Source organism: Ensifer sp. Root127 (assembly GCF_001425225.1).
In the GTDB taxonomy this organism is placed as follows: Bacteria; Pseudomonadota; Alphaproteobacteria; order Rhizobiales; family Rhizobiaceae; genus Ensifer; species Ensifer canadensis.
Genome location: NZ_LMDX01000023.1, coordinates 323,887 through 343,030 on the forward strand (window position 1 = coordinate 323,887; position 19,144 = coordinate 343,030).

Sequence of the window (19,144 nt, forward strand, 5' to 3'; positions counted from 1 at the left end):
TTCTTTTTATTTTGCTGTGGCCCGAAAAGGCATGCGCGCGGCAGTGCACCAATTCGTTTGCGACGTGCAATAACTTCGGCACAGCAGCAAAGCCACGCCGTGCACGGGATTCATTCAATCAAATCCGTATCTCGGCTGTGACGCGGAAGACGCGCGGCGTTTCCAGCGTATCGCGCAAACCTGACCAGTCGATCATGAGATCGGCTTCAAGCTGGGCGGCATCGAGAACGGCGTGCCGGCAAGGGGAGATTCTCATCCGTTTTGCCATCCACGGCCAGGCCGAGGCGAGTTCGCGCCCAGGATGCGCTCAAGTGACGGGGCAAGGCGAAGAAGCTCACGGGTATATTCGTGTTGCGGCGCGGTGAAGAGCGTTTCGGTATCGGCAAGCTCGACGATCTGCCCTGACTTCATGACGGCCACGCGGTCGCACATCTGACGGATCACCGCGAGGTCGTGGCTGATGAACAGCATGGAGAGGCCGGCGAGGTCGCGCAGATCCTTCAGGAGGTTGAGGAGTTGCGCCTGTACCGAGACGTCGAGCGCGGAGGTCGGCTCGTCGCAGATGAGCAGCGAAGGGCGCGGCCCGAGCGCGCGCGCAATGGCGATCCGCTGGCGCTGACCGCCGGAGAAAGCGTGCGAGAAGCGCGACCCGGCATCGGCGGGAAGGCCGACAGCTTCGAGCAGCGTCCTGGCGTCCTGCCGGGCTTCCTGCGCATTGGAAGCGAGCTTGTAGAACAGGATGGGCTCGGCAATCGCGGAGTTGATGCGCAGGCGCGGGTTGAGTGCCGAATAGGGGTCCTGGAACACCATCTGCAGGGACTGGCGCACCGATTTTTCACGTCGGGCGCCGAGCGCCGTTCCCTGAAAATCGATGGTGCCCGAACTCTGGGTGACGAGGCCGGCTATGGAGTTGGCGACGGTGGTCTTGCCGCAGCCGGATTCGCCGACGAGGCCGAAAATCTCGCCGCGCCGGACGTCGAACGAGACGCCCTTGACCGCCTTGAAGACTGACGCCTTGCGGCCTGGGATCAACGAACGGCTGCCATACTCCACCGCAAGGTCGCGCACGGAGAGTACCACGTCGTCGCGGCTGCCCGCCTCGCTCTTTGCACTCTTGCGGCGCACGGTGGCGCGGGCGTCGAGCGACACCTGCGTTTCCTCACTCGGGACCGGTAGACGCTCGAGGCGTGTTTCGATCGGCGGCACGGCGGCGATCAGCGTGCGGGCATAGGGCGCCTTCGGCGCGGTCAGCACCTCGCGCGTCGGCCCGCTTTCCACCACCGCGCCGTTCTGCATGATGGTGACGCGGTCGGCGATCTCGGCGACGACACCCATATTGTGCGTGACGAGCAGAATGCCGACGCCGCGCTCGTCCGCAAGATTGCGGATGAGCTTGAGGATCTGGGCCTGCACCGAGACGTCGAGCGCGGTCGTCGGCTCGTCGGCGACGATAAGCTGCGGATTGCAGGCGAGTGCGGTGGCGATGACCACGCGCTGGCGCTGTCCGCCGGAAAGCTGGTGCGGATAGCTGCTGAGCCGGCGTTCGGGCTCCGGAATACCGACGGCCTTCATCAGTTCCAGCGCGCGGGCCTTCGCCTCCTTGGACGAAAGCTTCAGATGGGTGAGCATGCCTTCGCAGAGCTGGCTTTCCACCGTGAAGAGCGGGTTGAGGCTCGTCATCGGATCCTGGAAGATCGCGCCGACATCGCGTCCGGGCACAATGCCTTCGGTGCGGCCGGTGCGTAGGTCGATCTGCTTGCCGGCGATGACGATGGAGCCGGATGCGATTCTACCAGGGGCCTGCAGGAGACCCATCAGCGCATTGCCGACAGTGGTCTTGCCGGCGCCGGATTCACCGACGAGGGCGTGGATTTCCCCGGGGCGGATCATGAGATCGGTGTTCTTGACGGCCTTAAGCGTGTTGCCGTTGGCCAGCGGATACTCGACGCAGAGATTGCGAATGTCGAGGACGGGGAGCGTGGATTCGGTCATCTCAGCGAACCATCAGTTTCGGGTTGAAGTGGTCGCGCAAATAGTCGCCGATCACGTTGACGGCCAGCACAAGGACGACCAGTACAGTCGCCGGCATCACCGCAATCCACCAGAGGCCGGAGAACAGGAACTGATTGCCGATGCGGATCAACGTACCGAGCGAGGGATAGGTCGGCGGCATGCCGGCGCCGAGGAAGGAGAGCGTCGCCTCCGTCAGGATCGCGCCCGCAAGGTTGATGGTGGCGATGACCATCACCGAACTCATGATGTTTGGTAGAATGTGGCGGCCCATGATGCGGCCGGACGGCAGGCCGATGACCTTGGCGGCGCGCACGTAGTCGCGCGCAACTTCCACCATGGTCGAGGCGCGCACGGTGCGGGCATATTGCACCCATTCGTTGACGGCAATGGAGAAGATCAACACCAGCGGCGCCCAGGCAAGCATCGTTTCGGCGCTGAGCTGCGCGCGGGCGATGCCGCTGATGAGCAGTGCGACGAGGATGGTGGGGAAACTGACAAAGACATCGGCGATGCGCATGACGATGCCATCGATCACGCCGCCGAAGAAGCCGGCGACGAGACCGAGCACGACGCCGACCACGGCCGCGAAGACCACCGCGCCGACGCCGATGACGACGGAGATCCTGAGCCCGAACAGGATGACGGAGACGAGGTCGCGGCCCTGGTTGTCGGTGCCGAGCAGGAAGCGGGGATCACCGCCCTCCATGAACGCCGGGGGGATTTCCATGTCGATCAGCGAATAGGATGAGACGTCGCGAGGATCCATCGGCGCGATCAGCGGGGCGAAGATGACGAGGGTCAGCATGATGAAGAGCACCAGGCTGGCGATCATCACGGAAACCGGCGGAAGCCGGCGCATCAGGGATTGCGTAGCCATTATCGTGTCCTCAGGCGCGGATCGATGAAGGTGTAGAGAATGTCGACGATCATGTTGATCATGACGAACAGGAAGCCAACGAACAGAAGGTAGGCAGCCAACACCGGCACGTCGGGATAGCCGACGGCATTCGTGAAGAGCAGGCCCATGCCCGGCCATTGGAACACTGTCTCGGTGACGATGGCGAAGGCGATGAGCTGGCCGATCTGCAGGCCCGTAACGGTGACGACCGGCATTAGCGCGTTGCGTAGAGCGAGCCGCCCATAGATATAGGCGCGCGGCAAGCCGCGGGCGAAGGCGAAGCGGATATAGTCCGACGACAGCACGTCGATCATCTCCGAGCGCACCAGCCGCATGATCAGCGTGAGCTGGAACAGCGCCAGCGTGATCGACGGCAGGATCAGCGACTTCAGGCCCGAAAGGGTGAGGAAGCCGGTCTCCCAAAAACCGATATCGACGAGGTCTCCGCGTCCGGAGGACGGCAACCAGCGCAGGTTCACTGCGAAAACCAGGATCAGCAGCAGGCCGGTGACGAAGGTGGGCATCGAAATACCGACCAGTGTCGCAGACTGGGTCAGCCGGGAGAGAAAGGAACGCGGTTTTAGCGCGCAGAGCACTCCGAGCGGAATGCCGAGCGACAGGGCCAGCACGGTGGCGACGACAACCAGCTCCAGCGTGGCCGGAAGACGGCTGAGCAACAGGCTGGTCACAGGCTGCTGGTAGCGGTAGCTCGTGCCGAGATCGCCGGTCAGCACGTGGCCGACGAAATCGACGAACTGCACCACGACCGACCTGTCGAGGCCGAGCGCGACACGGACCGCGTCCTTTTCTGCCTGGGTTGCGCCTTCACGGACCATCGAGGCGACGGGATCGCCGACGAAGCGGAACATGACGAAGGCAATGGCAGTCACTGCGACCATCACGAGGATGGCCTGAAGCAACCTGACTGAAAAGAGTCTGATCATCGGATAGTCCTTGAGGGAGCGATCTTGCCCGAAGGGGCGAAAACCGGGCTGTTGCGCTCCCGCGTCCCCCGCGCCGCCAGCAACGCGGAAGGGTTGACCCGGTTTGAGCGCAGTCCCGGCAGGCTTCGCTTGCCGGGACTGCGCCTTGGGAGAATCCCGACTACTTCTTCATCTGTGCGAACCACGGACGCACGTACTCGTCCGGGAACTGCGGCATGTCGAGCTTGCTGCTCATCGCCCAGGCGACCGGCTGCTGGTGCAGCGGCAGGTAGAATACCTGATCATGGGTGATGCGGAAGGCTTGCTTCAGCATCTCGACGCGTTTGGTTTCGTCAGTTTCAACGGCTGCGGCATAGGCCAGCTTGTCGATCTCGGGATTGGAGAGCCCATCGGCGTTGCTGCCGCCGAAGGTGCCGTCATTGGTCGCCAGCAGCGCTTGCAATGGGCTGAAGCCGTCCATCGGCGGCAGCGAAGCCCAGCCGAGAAGATAGACGTCGAACTCACCCTTGTCCGTACGCGGGAAATAGGTCGTCTTGCTCTCGACACTCACATTGGCCTGGACGCCGATCTGCGCCCACATGGAGGCGACCGCAAGGCAGATCTGCTCGTCGGCGATGTAGCGGTCATTGGGGCAGGCGAGCCCCGTTTTGAAACCATCCGGATAACCGGCCTCGGCCAGCAGCGCCTTGGCCTTGTCGACATCATAGGGAAGCGGCACGTCGATGGTTTCGTCGTAGCCGGTCACCGCCGGTGCGACGAGCATCCCGGCCGTACGCGACTTGCCGCGCATCAGGCGCTTCTGGATCGTGTTGGTATCGATCGCGTGCCACAGGGCCTGGCGCACCCGCACATCGAGCAGCGGATTGGGCTTGCCGGGGGTCGCATGAAGTTCCGGCCGGTAGCTGAAAATGAAGAATATGGTGCGCAGCGACGGGTTCTCGACGACCTTCAGCCCATCGGTGGCGGCGATGCGATCGACGTCCTGCAACGGAACGGGCGCAATCATGTCGACTTCACCCGATAGCAGCGCCGCGACGCGGGTCGCGTCGGAGGCGATCGGACGGAACTCGACCTCGTCCAGATTGTGCTGCGGCTTGTCCCACCAGTCCTTGTTCACTTCGAAGACCGAGCGCGAATCCGGTTCGTAGGTCTTCAGCTTGAAGGCACCCGTGCCGTTGGCATGGTTGCTGGCATAGGTGACGACTCCGGTCGAAGCATTGCCCGGCTTCAGCGCGTCATGCTCCTCCATCCAGGGCTTGCTCATGATGTAGATGGCGGCAAGGTCGTTGAGGAGCAGCGGATAGGGCCCGCGCAGGATGAGGTCGACAGTGTATTCATCTACCTTCTCGACGCCGACGACGGTTGAAAGGTTCTCGCGGTTGCGCGCGCCGGGGTCGATCTGGCGCTGGATGGTCGCCACGACGTCGTCGGCGTTGAAGGGCTGGCCCTCATGGAATTTCACGCCCTGGCGCAGCTTGAAGCGCCAGCGGGTCGGCTCGATGACCTCCCAGGAGGTGGCGAGCGCCGGCTCGAGCTTCAGGTCCTTGTTACGGCGCACCAGAGGGTCGAAAACCATATGGTGCACGCTTTGGGTAAAGCTGTCGACCTGTGCGTTGGGGTCGTAGGAAATGACATCGCCGGATGAAGCCCAGCGCAGTGTCTCGGCGAGGGCGGGGGCGGAAAGCGGCGCCACAAGGGCGAGACCCGCCAAGAGGGTCTTCAAAGAGGTTTTCACTGGTTTCTCCCGTTTAGCGTATACATATTATCTGTGTTATTGGATACGAATGTTCCCAGTAATAGTGTACATCTGATGCAAACAATATCAAGATGGCAAAAGTGGTTTTGGCGACGCTTCTCAAAAAAGAACGCCAGGCCCGACAGCCGGAAAGGGAACTTCCGATGACGAATGCACTGCTGATTGAAAACGCCACGATCGTTACCATGGACGCGGACCGTCGCGTTCTTGAGCGCGGCCATGTTCTGGTCGAGGACGGGCGCATCGCCGGCATCGGCGAGGGAAGCTTTGCCGGAGAATGGCAGGCCGAGCGCATCGAGGCTGCCGGCATGGTCGCGATGCCTGGGCTGATCGACACACACGCTCATGCCGGACATATGCTGACCAAAGGGTTGGGCAGTGCAGCCGAGGACTGGATGGACGTGACCGGCCGCATTTACGCGACTGCGACCGACCCTGAGTTCTGGGCAGCGGAAGCGGCGCTGTCGGCGGCAGAGCGGATCAAGTGCGGCACGACGACTGCGGCTCTGTTGTTTGGCGGCGGCCCGGACATTATGCGCACCGAGGCGCCAGAGGCGGCGGAGGCGCATCTCGCCTCAATTGCAGCTATGGGGGTGCGTGAGGTTCTGGCCGTGGGGCCGAACCGATCCGGGCAAAATCACGTGTATCGCCAGTATACGCCGACGTCCCACAACGACATCGTCGTCTCCCCAGACCGGCAGATAGACGTGGCCACCGAGTTGGTCGATGCCTGGGCTGGACGCGACGACCGGCTGCAGGTCGTGTTTTCGCTACCGGTTTTCGATGAGCAGGAACTGCGCGGGGAAACGGTATACAGGATTGCATGCAAAGTCCGCGACCGCGCGCGTGAGAGGCGAAGCCTTCTGGTGCAGGACGGTCATCGCGACGGATCCATCGCCGCCAACGATGCGCGACTTGGTCTCTTTGACGAGCGGTCGCTCCTTGCCCATTGCATAGACCTGACCGAGGCCGACCGGGCGGTCCTGAAGCGGACCGGTGCCAAGGTTGCGCACAATCCGAGTGCGCTGATGTCGGTCTATGGCCGCTGCCCGGCACCGGAGCTGATGGAGGACGGCATAGTGGTTTCGCTCGGCACCGATGCCGCGGCGCCCGATCGGTCCTTCGACATGTTCCGCAACATGTTCCAGGCCCATCGCTACCACGCGCGCCATTTCTCAGATGATACCGTGCTGCCGCCGCTGCGGCTGCTGGAGATGGCGACGATCGACGGCGCGCGCGCCCTGATGATGGAGGATGAACTCGGCTCGCTTGAAACCGGCAAGCGCGCCGATATCGTCCTTGTGAATATGCGTCAGCCCCATCTCTGGCCACCGCACGATCCGGTGCAGCGCCTTGCTCGCTTCGCCAATGGGGCGGACGTGGACACCACCATCGTCGGCGGGCGTGTCCTGATGCGCGGGCGACGCCTCGTCGGCCAGGACGAAGACGCGGTCCTCGACCGTGCCCTGCGCGCATTTCGGCTGGCGATGGCGCGGGCCGGACTTAGTGATCGCAAGGCGCTTGGACAATCGAGGATCTACAATGACTGCAGACCTTCTTATCCGTAATGCCCGCCCCTTCGGTGGGCCTGTTGAGGACCTTCTCATCCGAGACGGTCGGTTTGTTGCGGCAGATTGTGCCCGTCCGGTGGCCGAGATCGACGCAACCGGACATGTCGCCTTGCCAGGGCTTGTCGAGGCACATACGCATCTCGACAAGACACTTGTCGGCATGGACTGGTTCGAGAACCGGGTCGGTCCGACCCGCAACGACCGAATCCTGGCCGACCGCAATGCCAAGCGCGAGCTTGGCATCAACGCCCGTCGGCAATCGGCCCGTCAGATCCTTCAGACGCTCGCCCATGGCGTTTTGAGCATTCGCAGCCACGTTGATGTCGACACCGAGATCGGCATCGCCAATGTCGAAGGCGTGCTGGAAACACGCGAGGCAATGCGCGATCTGGTCGATGTACAGATTGTGGCTTTCCCGCAAAGCGGCATGCTGCCGCGCGAGGGGACGCTTGAGTTGATGGATGCGGCCCTGAGGGCCGGCGCCGATATCGTCGGCGGCATCGACCCCGCCACGATCGAGCGCGATCCGGTGCGTCACCTCGATGCAATCTTCGCGCTCGCGGACCGTCACGGAAAACCTGTCGACATTCATCTGCATGAACCGGGCGACCTCGGTGCCTATTGTCTTGAACTCATCGTCGAACGGACCCGCGCCTTGTCGCTGCAGGGGCAGGTGATGGTGAGCCACGCCTATTGCCTCGGGACGCTCGACGCCTCACGGCAAAACGCGCTAATCGGCCAGCTCGCTGCAGAACGCATCGCGGTGATGACCGTCGGCAGTCCCTCTGCCCCGGCATTGCCATTGCGACTGATGCGCCAATGCGGTCTCACGGTTGCCTCCGGCTCTGACGGCATTCAGGGGACCTGGGAGCCGTTTGGAAATGGTGACATGCTGGAGCGCGCGAAGTACCTGGCGCAACGCAACGGTATGACCAACGATGTTGATCTCGAAGAAACCGCCCGCATCTGCACTTTCGGTGGTGCTGAAGGTATCGGTCTCGGCGGTTACGGTCTCTCTGAAGGCTGCTTCGGCGACCTGGTGCTGGTACCCGCGCGCGCGTTGGCGGAAGCCGTCGCCCTGACGCCGCATAGGCGCACCGTCATCCGGCGCGGCCGCGTGGTTGTGAATGGCGGCGAATTGGCTGGCGATTTGCCGGCCATCGAATGAAGCTTTTTCGATGAAAGGCGAAAAGTCGGGAATTTGGTGTTCGCAGTGGCGGGCCGCGATCGGTCGAGCCGTCACTATGCAACGGCCTAACCTGCCGGTTCAGCGGGCCGCCGACCGCGGCTTTACGGTTCGGCTTGCGTGGTGATAGTTGTTTGCGATCCAACGCTTGGCAATCGCTATCAATCGCACGCTTTGGCTATTTTCGAGGAAAATCATGACTCCCAAACCCAGCGACAGCAATGCAAGATCGGCGGTCCCCAAGTCAGATGCGGTCTATCGTATCTTGAAGCGTGCCATCCTCGACCAAGCATTCGCTGCGGGCACGAAACTTCCCGAGGATTCGATCGGTGAGCGGCTGGGCGTCAGCCGCACGATCGTGCGGCAGGCTCTGGCGCGACTGAACGGTGAGGGTCTGATCGAATTGCGGCCGAACAAGGGAGCATGCGTCAGCCACCCCAGTCTGGAGGAAGGGCATAATATCTTTGCCGTGCGCCGAGCGTTGGAGACGTTGGTCGTCGATAGCCTGATCGGCAGTCTGACGGCCCCGAAGATCAAGGAGCTTGAAGCGCACGTCGACGCCGAAGACAAGGCAAGGCTCGACAATCCGTCGGCCTCGATCCAACTCGCCGGTGAGTTTCACGTCCTGCTCGCACAGCTGACGGAGAACGCCATCCTATCGCGATACGTTACCGAGCTCGTCTCGCGCTCGTCCATGATTTTGTCGCTCTATGGTCGCCCTCATTCGTCCGATTGCGCCGTGTCGGAGCACCGCGAGTTGATTGCCGCACTTGCACGGAACGATCGCGAAAAGGCGTGCAAATTGATGGACCATCACATCGGGGCCATCACAACGCGCGCTCTGCTGAAAAGCAACTCGGAAAACGACTTGCCGGATCTCCTGGCTGCCTACGCAAAAGAAGAGGGCCTTTAGACCGTTTTGCCGCCTTGTGACCAGCGTGATCACTGGCGCTCCCTGCTGGACGTCAATGCCCGTTTTCCACGCGCGGACGAAAGTCAGGACTCCTACAGCGCCGCTACAGCGCCGCGCGTCTTATTGGACGCGCAAAGGTCGCTGTAGCGCTTTGACGGCTGCACCCATAACATAATACAATATTCGGCATCTATAGTATACAACTTGCCGCCAGCAGATTGGGCGGAAGGTGAGCAGATTTCGGCGCGCGTCGTATGCCACTCTCGCTTATACCCTCGCGTCGAGCAACGCACCTACAGCGCCGCGCGTCTTGTTAGACGCGCAAAGGTCGCTGTAGCACTCTGAATTGCTGCATGTTTTTACATCGAATACGATTTAACGAAACCTACAGTCGGTGATTGGCAACATCGTTGCGACCTTTTTCGCGGCAGCGCATTAGTTAAAACGTCTTCCCAAACATTCCTTTGTGCCAGCGGTTCGCGCCGGCAATATGGCGCAGGCACGCCTGAGATTGACTGATAATATTGTATGCATTAATTGGATGCAATATTGACACAAAAATGGATGCGATATAAATCAAAGATGGTATTCGGCGACGCCGGGAGAGCAACGTGCCAGATACGCCGGTTTCCGTGCGGAAAGCTCGGCGAGGTTCTCCTGTGCGTGGGTGTTTGCCGTGCCTACGGCTGCACGCTGGGACGTCCCAGCCGGTCGACGCGCCGTGCGTCGGCGCAGTGATAAGCGGTTGAACGGTCATGGAGGAGAACCGGACATGAATATCGATTTCACCACGCTACCCCCTCCCGATCGTTATCGATTGCTGACCAATTTCATTGGTCCGCGCCCCATCGCGCTTGTTGGAACCCGGTCGCCGGCCGGACACAATAATGCAGCGCCAATGAGCTTCTTCAACGTGTTTGCCCACGAGCCGCCTTTGGTGGTGCTCGGCATCCAGAACCGCGGCAATGGTGATGAGAAGGACACTGTCTCGAACATCCGCCGAACCGGCGAGTTCGTTGTCAACATGGTCGACATGGCGCTCGCCGAGGCGATGATCGTCTGCGGCGTCAACTTCGCCTCAGAAGTGGATGAACTGGATTTCGCCGGTCTGACACCGGTGCCGTGTGACCAGATCGACGTCGCTCGCATCGCCGAAAGTCCCTGCAGCTTCGAATGCAGGGTCGACCGCATCCTCGACTATCACAAGCGCGTGCTCGTCATCGGCAAAGTCGTGCACATGCATATCCAGGACCGGTGCCTTGATGCCGAAGGGCGCTATGCGAATCCGGAAACCTACCAGCCGATCGCCAGGCTGCATGCCGACAACTACATCACTTCAGATCGCCAGTTCGAACTTAAAAAGCCGGAAGAGCTACTGCGCTTCGAGTTTGCACAAGTGAACCCCAGGCCGGAGAGAGCCACCCGATGATCCGCATACACGTCATCAATCCGAATTCGACAGCCTCAATGACCGACCAAATCGCACGTGCGGCCGAGGCAGCACGATCGGAGGGCACAGTCATCGAGGCGGAGACCGCAACGGACACGCCCGCCTCGATCGAAGGCTACGCGGACGAGGCGATGGCCGTGCCTGCGATGTTGGCGGCGATCCGTGCCGCCGAGAAGCGGGGCGTATCGGCGCACGTGATAGCCTGCTTTGATGATCCCGGCCTTGCCGCTGCGCGCGAGGTTGCCTCCGGTCCCGTCATCGGTATCTGCCAGGCGGCGGTGCAGATCGCAGTAACCGTAGCGACCCGCTTCACAGTGATCACCACGCTGCCGAGGTCGGTGCCGGTGATTGAGGATCTTGTCGCGCACTACGGGGCTGCCTCGCGATGCCGCCGTGTGCGCTCGGTCGACCTGCCGGTGCTAGCACTCGAAACCGACCCGGCAATCGCGCGCGCGAAACTCCTCGATGAGGCGCGCGCTGCGATACGCGAGGATGGTGTCGATGCCATCGTCCTTGGGTGCGCCGGCATGGCAGAACTGTGCGATTGGCTATCGCGCGAAACGGGGGTCCCCGTCATCGACGGCGTGGCGGCAGCCGTCAAGCTCGCCGAGGCATTGGTGAGCGGTGGCTTTCGGACCTCGAAGGCTGGCGCCTACGCTTATCCCCGCGACAAGTCCGGTGATCTCGTATCGGCGTGCCACCCCATCATTGATCAACGGATGGTTCTCACGCCCATTTCCCAAGAAGTGATCAGTTCGGCCGAAACGGTAACGTTTTGCAGTCTGCAACCGTAGCACATCTTGTCCCGTAGCTCGGCAAGATGCGACAGCTATCGGCTGTCCGTGCAAATCGAATTGTCATCATTACGCAAACTCCCCAAACCCACGATGAGGGAACGATGTTGGAACAGACACTGTCGCAAAGCCGCCGGGCATTTCTCGGCCAAACGGGGAAGCTGACCACCGCTTGCGCGGTCGTCGGGCTGACTGGCGGACTGGCTCACGAGGTATCTGCGAATACGGCCGAACCTGTTGCCGAGATTGGAGCAAACATGCTGACGGATCGTCACTACCTGCTGGCTGACGTGCGGCTGGAAGAAGGTTTCGAGTATGACGGCGACATCGTCATCGGCACCCGCACCGCGCTGTACACCGTCGAGATCAAGGACGGCAAGATCGCCGCGCTTCATCCCGCGAACGCAACGCTGCCCAGCGGTGTCGCGCGCTATCAGGCGTATGGCCAACTGATGCTGCCGGCCATGCGCGATATGCACATACATTTGGACAAGACCTTTTACGGTGGTCCCTGGCAGGCGCCGCGGCCGCGCCAAGGCAAGACCATCATGGACATGATTGCGCTGGAAGAAAAGCTGATCCCCCAATTGTTGCCCACCTCGCAGCAACGAGCCGAGGGCCTGATCGCGCTGCTTCAATCCAAGGGGAGCACCGTCGCACGGAGCCATTGCAACATCGATCCGGTCAGTGGCCTGAAAAGCCTTGAACACCTGCAGCGCGCGCTGGAAAATCACCGCGATGACTTCGTCTGCGAGATTGTCGCCTTCCCACAACACGGTTTGTTGCATTCCAAGGTCGACGGCTTGATGCGCGAAGCGATGCAGATGGGCGTGCACTATGTCGGTGGGCTGGATCCGACCAACGTCGATGGGGCGATGGAGAAGTCACTCGACGCCATGTTCCAGATTGCCCTCGATACCGGCAAAGGGGTAGACATCCACCTACATGAAACCAGTCCGGCGGGGATGGCGGCGATCAACTACATGATGGAGACCACGGAGAAGAATCCCGCGCTGCGCGGCAAGGTAACCATCAGCCATGCCTTTGCCCTGACTACACTGGCTCCTGAAGCATTGGAGGAGACTGCCTCCCGCCTGGCGGAAAATCAGATGACGATCGCCTCGACGGTCCCGCTTGGTGCTCTAATGATGCCATTGCCACAATTGAGCAAGGCAGGCGTGTTCGTGATGACCGGAACGGATAGCGTCATCGATCACTGGTCGCCGTTCGGCAGCGGCGACATGCTGGAAAGGGCCTATTTCTACGCGCAGCTTTATCGCGGGTCGGATGAGTTCCACTTGTCACGGGCCATGGCCATCGCCACCGGCGGCGTTTTGCCGTTGGATGATGAAGGCAAACGTGCCTGGCCAAATGCCGGAGATGACGCCGCCTTCACGCTTGTCGGTGCGAGTTGCTCCGCGGAGGCGGTGGCTCGCGTGCCGGCGCGCACCGCCACCTTCCACCAGGGGCGTCTGGTGTTCGGCAGTATCGGCAAAGCCTGAGGCCGACCCGCCGTTGCGAGCGCTCTCGCGTTCTGCACCGGCTGCGATACGCTTGATTACATCAACGGCGGCCGCATACGCAGGCCGCCGTTGTCGAGATTCCATCCAAAACCACACATGAACGACTGCGGCGACCGAACTCGGCCCGCGCATTTATCTTGGGCCTGCCTATCGCGCGGGCCACGCCGATCAGCGCACCTTATTGTGCGGCCTCCTTCTTCCGGAAGCCGATGGTCTCGTCAGCATTCAACTCCACTCGCATTGTATACAAGTTCTGCCGATATTGTTGAGGTGGAACGGCGTCGCAGCTGCCAGGATTCGCGCCAACAGCGTTTCGTCGTGGGCGAAACGCGACGATAACGTCGGTTGTGCCAGCGCATTCTCATCCCAATTCTCGCCCGTACCGCTTTGTCGGCTAAAATGTCTACAATCTAAAATGCGATCTTGACGCAGGATTGTATACATGAGACAGTCAATTTGTCTATACAAAACGGCGTGGAGGCCGCGGTGTCTAGGCGGGCGCAGGGCGCGCCAAGGAGGAGAAAAAACTCATGTCAGTAAATAGACGTACGTTCCTGCAAGGGGCGGCCGGCGCTATCGGCTTGGCCATGGCGCAGGGTGCTTTGTCGAAAATCGTTTATGCGCAAGGTGCCGCCGGCACGCTCCGAGTTGCCATCGCCAAACCTGCCGGCAATCTCGATCCGCAGAGTCACTACGCGATCTGGGCCATTCAGGACCTCATGTTCGAGCCGCTCGTGAAATACGGCAAGGGCGGTCAGATCGAACCTTGCCTGGCAACCGACTGGAAGATCGAAGACGGCGGCAAGACGCTGCATCTGACGTTGCGCGAGGGCGTGACATTCCAGGACGGCACCAAGTTCGACGCTGCCGCGTGCAAATGGAATCTCGAGCGCTGGATGGGCATCGACCAGTTCAGCTGGATGAATTGCTCAAAGCACTTCCAGTCGCTCGACGTGGTCGACGACTACCACGTCACCCTGCATTTCAAGGAGCCGGTGCTCGCGCTCATGCAGGAACTTTCCTACACGCGGCCGACGCGCTTCCTGTCGCCTAAATCCGTAGGTGCCGACGGCAAGTTCAAGGAGCCTGTGGGTACCGGGCCGTGGCGTCAGATCAGCGCGGACGACACCCAGAGCGTCTTCGAGCATCACGAAGGCTACTGGGGCGAGTTGCCGTCCTATGAACGCCTTGAAGCCAAGGTTATCCCTGATGCCCGTTCACGGGTTGCGGCATTGCGTGCCGAGGAACTCGACCTGATCGGCGGTTTCTGGATCGCGCCCTTGACCCCGGAAGAGGGCAAGCAGCTTGAGGCGGCCGGTTTCAACGTCGTCGTCGATCCGGGCAACGTCACGCTGGTGATGGCCTATAATCCCGACCGTGCTGAGGCGCTCAAGGATCCGCAAGTGCGCAAGGCCGTCAGCATCGGCATCGATCGCGCTGCGATTTCCAAGGTGCTTTACCATGGCTACGCCAAGCCCGCCGGCAACATGTTCTCGGGCGCCTTGCCTTATGCCGGAACGCAAAGTGATGCCCCTGTCCGGGATGCTGCGGCCGCATCGGCGCTGCTCGAAAAGGCCGGCTGGACGGGAAGCCCCATCCGATCCAAGAACGGCAAGCCGCTGACGCTCGAATTGGTCGTCAGCCCGGACGCCGTGCCGGGATCACGTGTGATTGCCGAGGTCATCCAGTCCGAGATGAAGGAGATCGGTATCGACCTCGTCATCCGCTCGGTTGACCATGCCTCCAAGCACACGGACATGCTCGAACAGAAGTACGATCTCGGCTTCTTCCTGACCTATGGCGCACCTTACGATCCGTTCGGCTCGATCGTCGGACTGTGCCTGTCGACCTTCCACAACGACGTCGAGGGCAAGCTGGTCACCGATCCGGTCAACCTCGATCCGTTGATCAATGCGGCGATGGCCGCGACCGGCGATCAGATCCAGCCGACCATTCAGAAGGTCTATGACTGGCTACGGGACAACGACGCGATTGCGCCGCTGGTCTACGTGCCGAGCATCTGGGCGCATTCCAAGCGGCTCCATGGCTTCAGCAGCCCGGTCACCGAATACGACATGCCCTACGAAAACATTCTGCTGGCCGAGTAGGAGGAGGGTACCTTGATCCACTTCATCAGCAAGCGGCTGAAGCATTCCCTGGTCCTTCTGTTCATGGCGTCCCTGGTTTGCTTCACACTCGTGGTGTCGGCACCCGGCAATGTTGCGGTTCTGATCGCGGAGCTTCGCGGGGCGGTCGCTACACCGGGCTATGTCGAACAGGTCGCCGAAGAGATAGGACTGCACAAGCCACTGCTGATGCGCTACGTGGATTGGCTTGGCGACGCTGTTCGCGGCGACTTCGGCATTTCCTACAGAACGGGACAGGACGTCAGCGCAGACCTGGCGAACCGGATGCTCGTGACCGGGCTACTGATTGCAGGCTCGGCTGTGATCGCCGCCCTCATCAGCCTGGCTTTGGGTTTCCTCGGGGCCTTCTGGCCCTACAAACTGCCGGACCGCGTATCGCGCGGTCTGGCGCTCCTCGGCGCATCGACGCCGACGTTCTTCGTCGGGGCGCTGATGATCTATGGCTTTTCCGTCACCTTCCAGCTTCTACCGTCGTTCGGTTTCAACGGCCCCAAAAGCTGGATCCTGCCATGGCTCACCGTCGCCGTTCTGCCGGCCGCCGTCCTCAGCCGCGTCGTGCGGGTAGGGCTGGAGGAAGCGATGACGAGTCCCTTCGTTCTGACCGCCAAGAGCAAGGGTCTTGGTCGCACAGCCATATTGCTCCGCGAGGCGTTGCCCAACATCACGCCCCTCTTCATCAACGCGCTCGGCACCCAGGTCGGGCTGATGACGGCCACTGCGATCATCGTCGAACCGCTTTTCGCCTGGCAGGGTCTTGGGGATTACTTCCTCGCCGGCGTCCGCTTTCGCGACTTCATGGTGGTGCAGGCATGCCTGCTCATCTTCCTGACCTTCTTTATCGTGGTGAATCTGATCGTCGATCTAGCGGTTCTTTTGACCGATCCGCGCATTCGCCGCCAATGGAGCTGATCATGAACATGCTCAATCCTATCCTGGCCCGATTGAACAAGATGCCGCGGGCGGCCTTGATTACCATCGGCCTATTCGTTGCTCTGGGTACTTTCGCGCCCTGGCTGGCGCCCCAGGACTCGAGCGCCCAAAACCTGCTGGAGGCCGGTCTCGGGCCAACGGCCGCACACTGGCTCGGAACCGATCACCTCGGTCGTGATACGTTTAGCCGTCTGATTATCGCTGCGAACACGTCGCTGGTGAGCGTCGGCTCGGTTCTCGGTATCGCCATGACCATCGGTATCGTGCTCGGAACGATCGCTGGTTACCACCGGGGCTGGGTGGACGACCTCCTGATGCGCATCGTTGATGTGGGCCTGTCCGTACCGAGCCTGATCATCTCGCTGGCCGTGATCGGGATCGTCGGTCCCGGATACTGGACGATGGTGCTGGCGCTGGCACTTGCCTGGTGGCCCATGAGTGGGCGTATCAGCCGCGCCGTGGCAGTCAGCATCATGAGTAAACCTCATATCGAGGCGCTGCGGGTGCTGGGAGCCAGTCCCTGGCGCATCTATTTCGGCCATCTCCTCCCCGGTACGATCGGTTCGGTGATGGTCTATGCGACGGCAGACGCCGGCACTGCCGCTCTGGCGGTTGCGACGCTGAGCTTCCTTGGCCTCGGCATTCAGCCGCCAACGCCGGAATGGGGCCAGATGCTCGTCGACGCGTTGCCCTATCTCGAATCCGACCCGCGTCAGGTTCTGCTGCCGGGGCTTGCCCTCACGGCCGCCGTCATCGGCTTCAACACCCTCGGGGAGTCCATCGCTCTCAACCGCATTCCAAAACCGCTCACTCGGCGCATGCTCGCAGCGCGTCGGCTTGAGGTCGCAAGCTGGGGCAAGGAGAATTCCGATGCGTGACGAGCCGCTCCTGAACGTCAGCAATCTGACGGTCGACCTCCTAACCGCGAAATCGGCGGTCCGCCCCGTCGACGGTGTCAGCTATTCGGTCCGGCAGGGTGAATGTCTCGCCATCGTCGGCGAAAGCGGCAGCGGCAAGACGGTGATGAACTTCGCACCGCTTGGCCTGATGCCGACGGGCGTGTCGACGATGCTCTCCGGCTCCGTCAAGCTGGAGGGGCGCGAATTGATCGGCCTGCCCGAGCCCGAGATCCAGAAGCTTCGCGGCAAGTCCGTCGGCTTTATCTTCCAGGATCCGATGAGCGCTCTCAACCCGGTGCGCCGGATCGGGCGGCAGATTGCCGAGATGGCCGAATTGCATCTCGACATGACGCCGAGGGCAGCCGAGGCACGTGCCCTCGAGCTCGTGAAGCTTGTCGGGATCTCCGATCCCGTGGCCCGGCTCCGGCAATACCCGCACGAGCTTTCGGGCGGGTTGAGGCAACGCATCGTCATCGCCATTGCCCTTGCGGGCGAGCCGAAGCTGCTGATCGCCGACGAGCCGACGACAGCCCTCGACGTGACGGTTCAGGCGCAAATCTTGCGGCTGCTGAAGGACGTGCAGCGTCGTCTCAACATGGCGATGGTGCTGATCACGCACGACATGGGGGTGGTCGCGGGTGCCGCCGACAACATCGTCGTCATGTACGCGGCGCGTGCCGCCGAATGCGGTCCGGTGGACAAGGTCCTCGTCAGCCCGCGTCACCCCTACACCAGGGGGCTGATCAACGCGATACCGAGGCGGGAGGATCCAATTGGGTCGGAGTTTCGAGGGCTCCCCGGCATTCCGCCGACGCTCGGCGCGCCGATCAAGGGCTGCGCCCTTGCGCCGCGTTGCGAGCTTGCCGTCCCCGCATGCAGCAATAGCCGCCCCCCTTTGGTCCGGTCGGACGACGGTGCGGTTCTCGTGGCTTGCCCCGTCGTCAATCAAGGAAAGGCTGCCGCATGACACACGCACCGGTTCTTAAAGTCGAAAATCTCCAGACGCGCTTCAAGAGCGTTCAGCGGGGCAAATTTGTCCATGCCGTCGACGATGTCTCGATCGAACTCTATCCCGGTGAGATCGTCGGGCTGGTCGGTGAATCCGGCTGTGGCAAGTCGACGCTCGGGCGCACCATCGTCGGCCTCGAGAAGGCGAGCAGCGGACGGGTGTTGCTCGACGGCGTCGACCTCAGCGGCCTTTCAGGCGCAGCCCTGCGCGATAGCCGTAGGGCGCTGCAATACGTCTTCCAGGATCCCTATTCGTCCTTGAACGATCGCCAGACGGTGGGGGAGGCCATCGATGAAGCGCTTGTCATCGCCGGCACCAGATCGCCCGAGGAGCGGGATCGTCGCACGAAGGAGCTTCTGGATCAGGTCGGTCTGGCGTCCGCGGTCAGGGACCGTCACACGCGCGAGCTCTCGGGTGGTCAGCGCCAGCGCGTGGCAATCGCCAGATCGCTCGCCGTCAACCCGCGAGTGCTGATCTGCGACGAGCCGGTGAGCGCACTTGATCTTTCCATTCGTGCGCAGGTGATGAACCTGTTCCTGCGCCTGCAGAAGGATCTGGGCGTGGCATGCCTGTTCATCGCCCATGATCTTGCACTGGTGCGGCAGGCGGCTTCGCGGGTCTATGTGATGTATCTCGGCAAGATCGTCGAGCATGGTCCGTCCCAGGAACTTTACGACCATCCGGGCCACCCCTATTCGCAGATGCTGCTGGCGTCAGCACCGGAGGTGGATCCGCGTGTCGAGAAGCTCCGCAAGGGGCCGTTGATGATTGGCGAAGTCCCCAGTCCGACAAACCCACCGTCCGGCTGCCGGTTCCGAACGCGCTGCCCCCTGGCGGTGGACGACTGTGCCAAGGCTATACCGCCGTCCCATGGCCTTTCGCCGGGCCACAGCGCCGCCTGCATTTTTGCGCGGGATCTTCATCGAGGCAAGCGATCGGCGCTCCTTCAGCCCGAGGCATCGGTCGCGTGAAGCGCGAGGGCTGCTCGCCGACGAAGCGTTGTCGGCGGCGCTTTCTGCGACTTTAGAAGTTGCCATTCCCTCGCGTCCCCCTGATCAGGACGCGCGCCTGCCCCGCCATCAGGCGGGGCTTTTTTTTGTCCGACAATCGC

At 61.8% G+C, this 19,144-nt stretch carries 16 protein-coding genes; 11 read left to right on the plus strand and 5 right to left on the minus strand.

Annotated elements, in window-relative coordinates; all coding sequences use genetic code 11:
• Positions 1 to 118: 118 nt before the first annotated feature.
• The 5 genes from ASD03_RS39275 to ASD03_RS23720 form a co-directional block, all read right to left on the minus strand.
• On the minus strand, positions 119 to 256 hold the full coding sequence (locus ASD03_RS39275) for a hypothetical protein (RefSeq protein ID WP_156408056.1): 138 nt from the start codon (positions 254 to 256) through the stop codon (positions 119 to 121).
• Positions 253 to 1,992 carry an ABC transporter ATP-binding protein gene (locus ASD03_RS23705; RefSeq protein WP_057216876.1) on the minus strand — a complete coding sequence of 580 codons (1,740 nt, stop codon included), beginning with the start codon at positions 1,990 to 1,992 and terminating at the stop codon, positions 253 to 255. Before ASD03_RS23705 ends, ASD03_RS39275 begins: the two co-directional genes overlap by 4 nt.
• 1 nt (position 1,993) lies before the next feature.
• Positions 1,994 to 2,890 (minus strand): ABC transporter permease, encoded by an 897-nt coding sequence (locus ASD03_RS23710; RefSeq protein WP_025430350.1) that lies wholly within the window; start codon positions 2,888 to 2,890, stop codon positions 1,994 to 1,996.
• Positions 2,890 to 3,855, minus strand: coding sequence for an ABC transporter permease (locus ASD03_RS23715; protein ID WP_057216878.1), 966 nt, complete (start codon positions 3,853 to 3,855; stop codon positions 2,890 to 2,892). The genes ASD03_RS23710 and ASD03_RS23715 overlap by 1 nt, the downstream gene beginning before the upstream one ends.
• A gap of 160 nt (positions 3,856 to 4,015) precedes the next feature.
• Positions 4,016 to 5,590: an ABC transporter substrate-binding protein gene (locus ASD03_RS23720; protein WP_057216880.1), complete on the minus strand. Its 1,575-nt coding sequence runs from the start codon at positions 5,588 to 5,590 to the stop codon at positions 4,016 to 4,018.
• 164 nt (positions 5,591 to 5,754) lie between these two features.
• On the opposite strand from ASD03_RS23720, the gene ASD03_RS23725 reads away from it, so the two are divergent.
• The 11 genes from ASD03_RS23725 (at position 5,755) to ASD03_RS23775 (ending at position 19,004) form a co-directional block, all read left to right on the plus strand.
• On the plus strand, positions 5,755 to 7,179 hold the full coding sequence (locus tag ASD03_RS23725) for an amidohydrolase family protein (RefSeq protein ID WP_057217213.1): 1,425 nt from the start codon (positions 5,755 to 5,757) through the stop codon (positions 7,177 to 7,179).
• Complete coding sequence (locus tag ASD03_RS23730) at positions 7,154 to 8,350, plus strand: amidohydrolase (RefSeq protein ID WP_057216882.1); 1,197 nt, start codon at positions 7,154 to 7,156, stop codon at positions 8,348 to 8,350. The genes ASD03_RS23725 and ASD03_RS23730 overlap by 26 nt, the downstream gene beginning before the upstream one ends.
• 214 nt (positions 8,351 to 8,564) lie before the next feature.
• Positions 8,565 to 9,281, plus strand: coding sequence for a GntR family transcriptional regulator (locus ASD03_RS23735; protein WP_025430345.1), 717 nt, complete (start codon positions 8,565 to 8,567; stop codon positions 9,279 to 9,281).
• 772 nt (positions 9,282 to 10,053) lie between these two features.
• Complete coding sequence (locus tag ASD03_RS23740; RefSeq protein ID WP_057216884.1) at positions 10,054 to 10,710, plus strand: flavin reductase family protein; 657 nt, start codon at positions 10,054 to 10,056, stop codon at positions 10,708 to 10,710.
• On the plus strand, positions 10,710 to 11,525 hold the full coding sequence (locus ASD03_RS23745; RefSeq protein ID WP_025430343.1) for an aspartate/glutamate racemase family protein: 816 nt from the start codon (positions 10,710 to 10,712) through the stop codon (positions 11,523 to 11,525). Before ASD03_RS23740 ends, ASD03_RS23745 begins: the two co-directional genes overlap by 1 nt.
• A gap of 104 nt (positions 11,526 to 11,629) precedes the next feature.
• A complete protein-coding gene (locus ASD03_RS23750) occupies positions 11,630 to 13,027 on the plus strand; it encodes an amidohydrolase family protein (RefSeq protein ID WP_244494690.1) in 1,398 nt (465 codons plus the stop codon).
• A 551-nt stretch (positions 13,028 to 13,578) separates the two neighbouring features.
• The gene (locus ASD03_RS23755; protein WP_025430341.1) at positions 13,579 to 15,156 is read left to right on the plus strand and encodes a nickel ABC transporter substrate-binding protein; all 1,578 of its coding nucleotides are present in this window, start codon (positions 13,579 to 13,581) and stop codon (positions 15,154 to 15,156) included.
• 12 nt (positions 15,157 to 15,168) lie between these two features.
• Positions 15,169 to 16,104: an ABC transporter permease gene (locus ASD03_RS23760; protein WP_025430340.1), complete on the plus strand. Its 936-nt coding sequence runs from the start codon at positions 15,169 to 15,171 to the stop codon at positions 16,102 to 16,104.
• The gene (locus ASD03_RS23765; RefSeq protein WP_025430339.1) at positions 16,095 to 17,003 is read left to right on the plus strand and encodes an ABC transporter permease; all 909 of its coding nucleotides are present in this window, start codon (positions 16,095 to 16,097) and stop codon (positions 17,001 to 17,003) included. Before ASD03_RS23760 ends, ASD03_RS23765 begins: the two co-directional genes overlap by 10 nt.
• Positions 16,996 to 17,991, plus strand: a complete 996-nt coding sequence (locus ASD03_RS23770) for an ABC transporter ATP-binding protein (protein ID WP_057207128.1) — start codon at positions 16,996 to 16,998, stop codon at positions 17,989 to 17,991. Before ASD03_RS23765 ends, ASD03_RS23770 begins: the two co-directional genes overlap by 8 nt.
• A complete protein-coding gene (locus ASD03_RS23775; RefSeq protein WP_025430337.1) occupies positions 17,988 to 19,004 on the plus strand; it encodes an ABC transporter ATP-binding protein in 1,017 nt (338 codons plus the stop codon). Before ASD03_RS23770 ends, ASD03_RS23775 begins: the two co-directional genes overlap by 4 nt.
• Positions 19,005 to 19,144 lie beyond the last annotated feature (140 nt).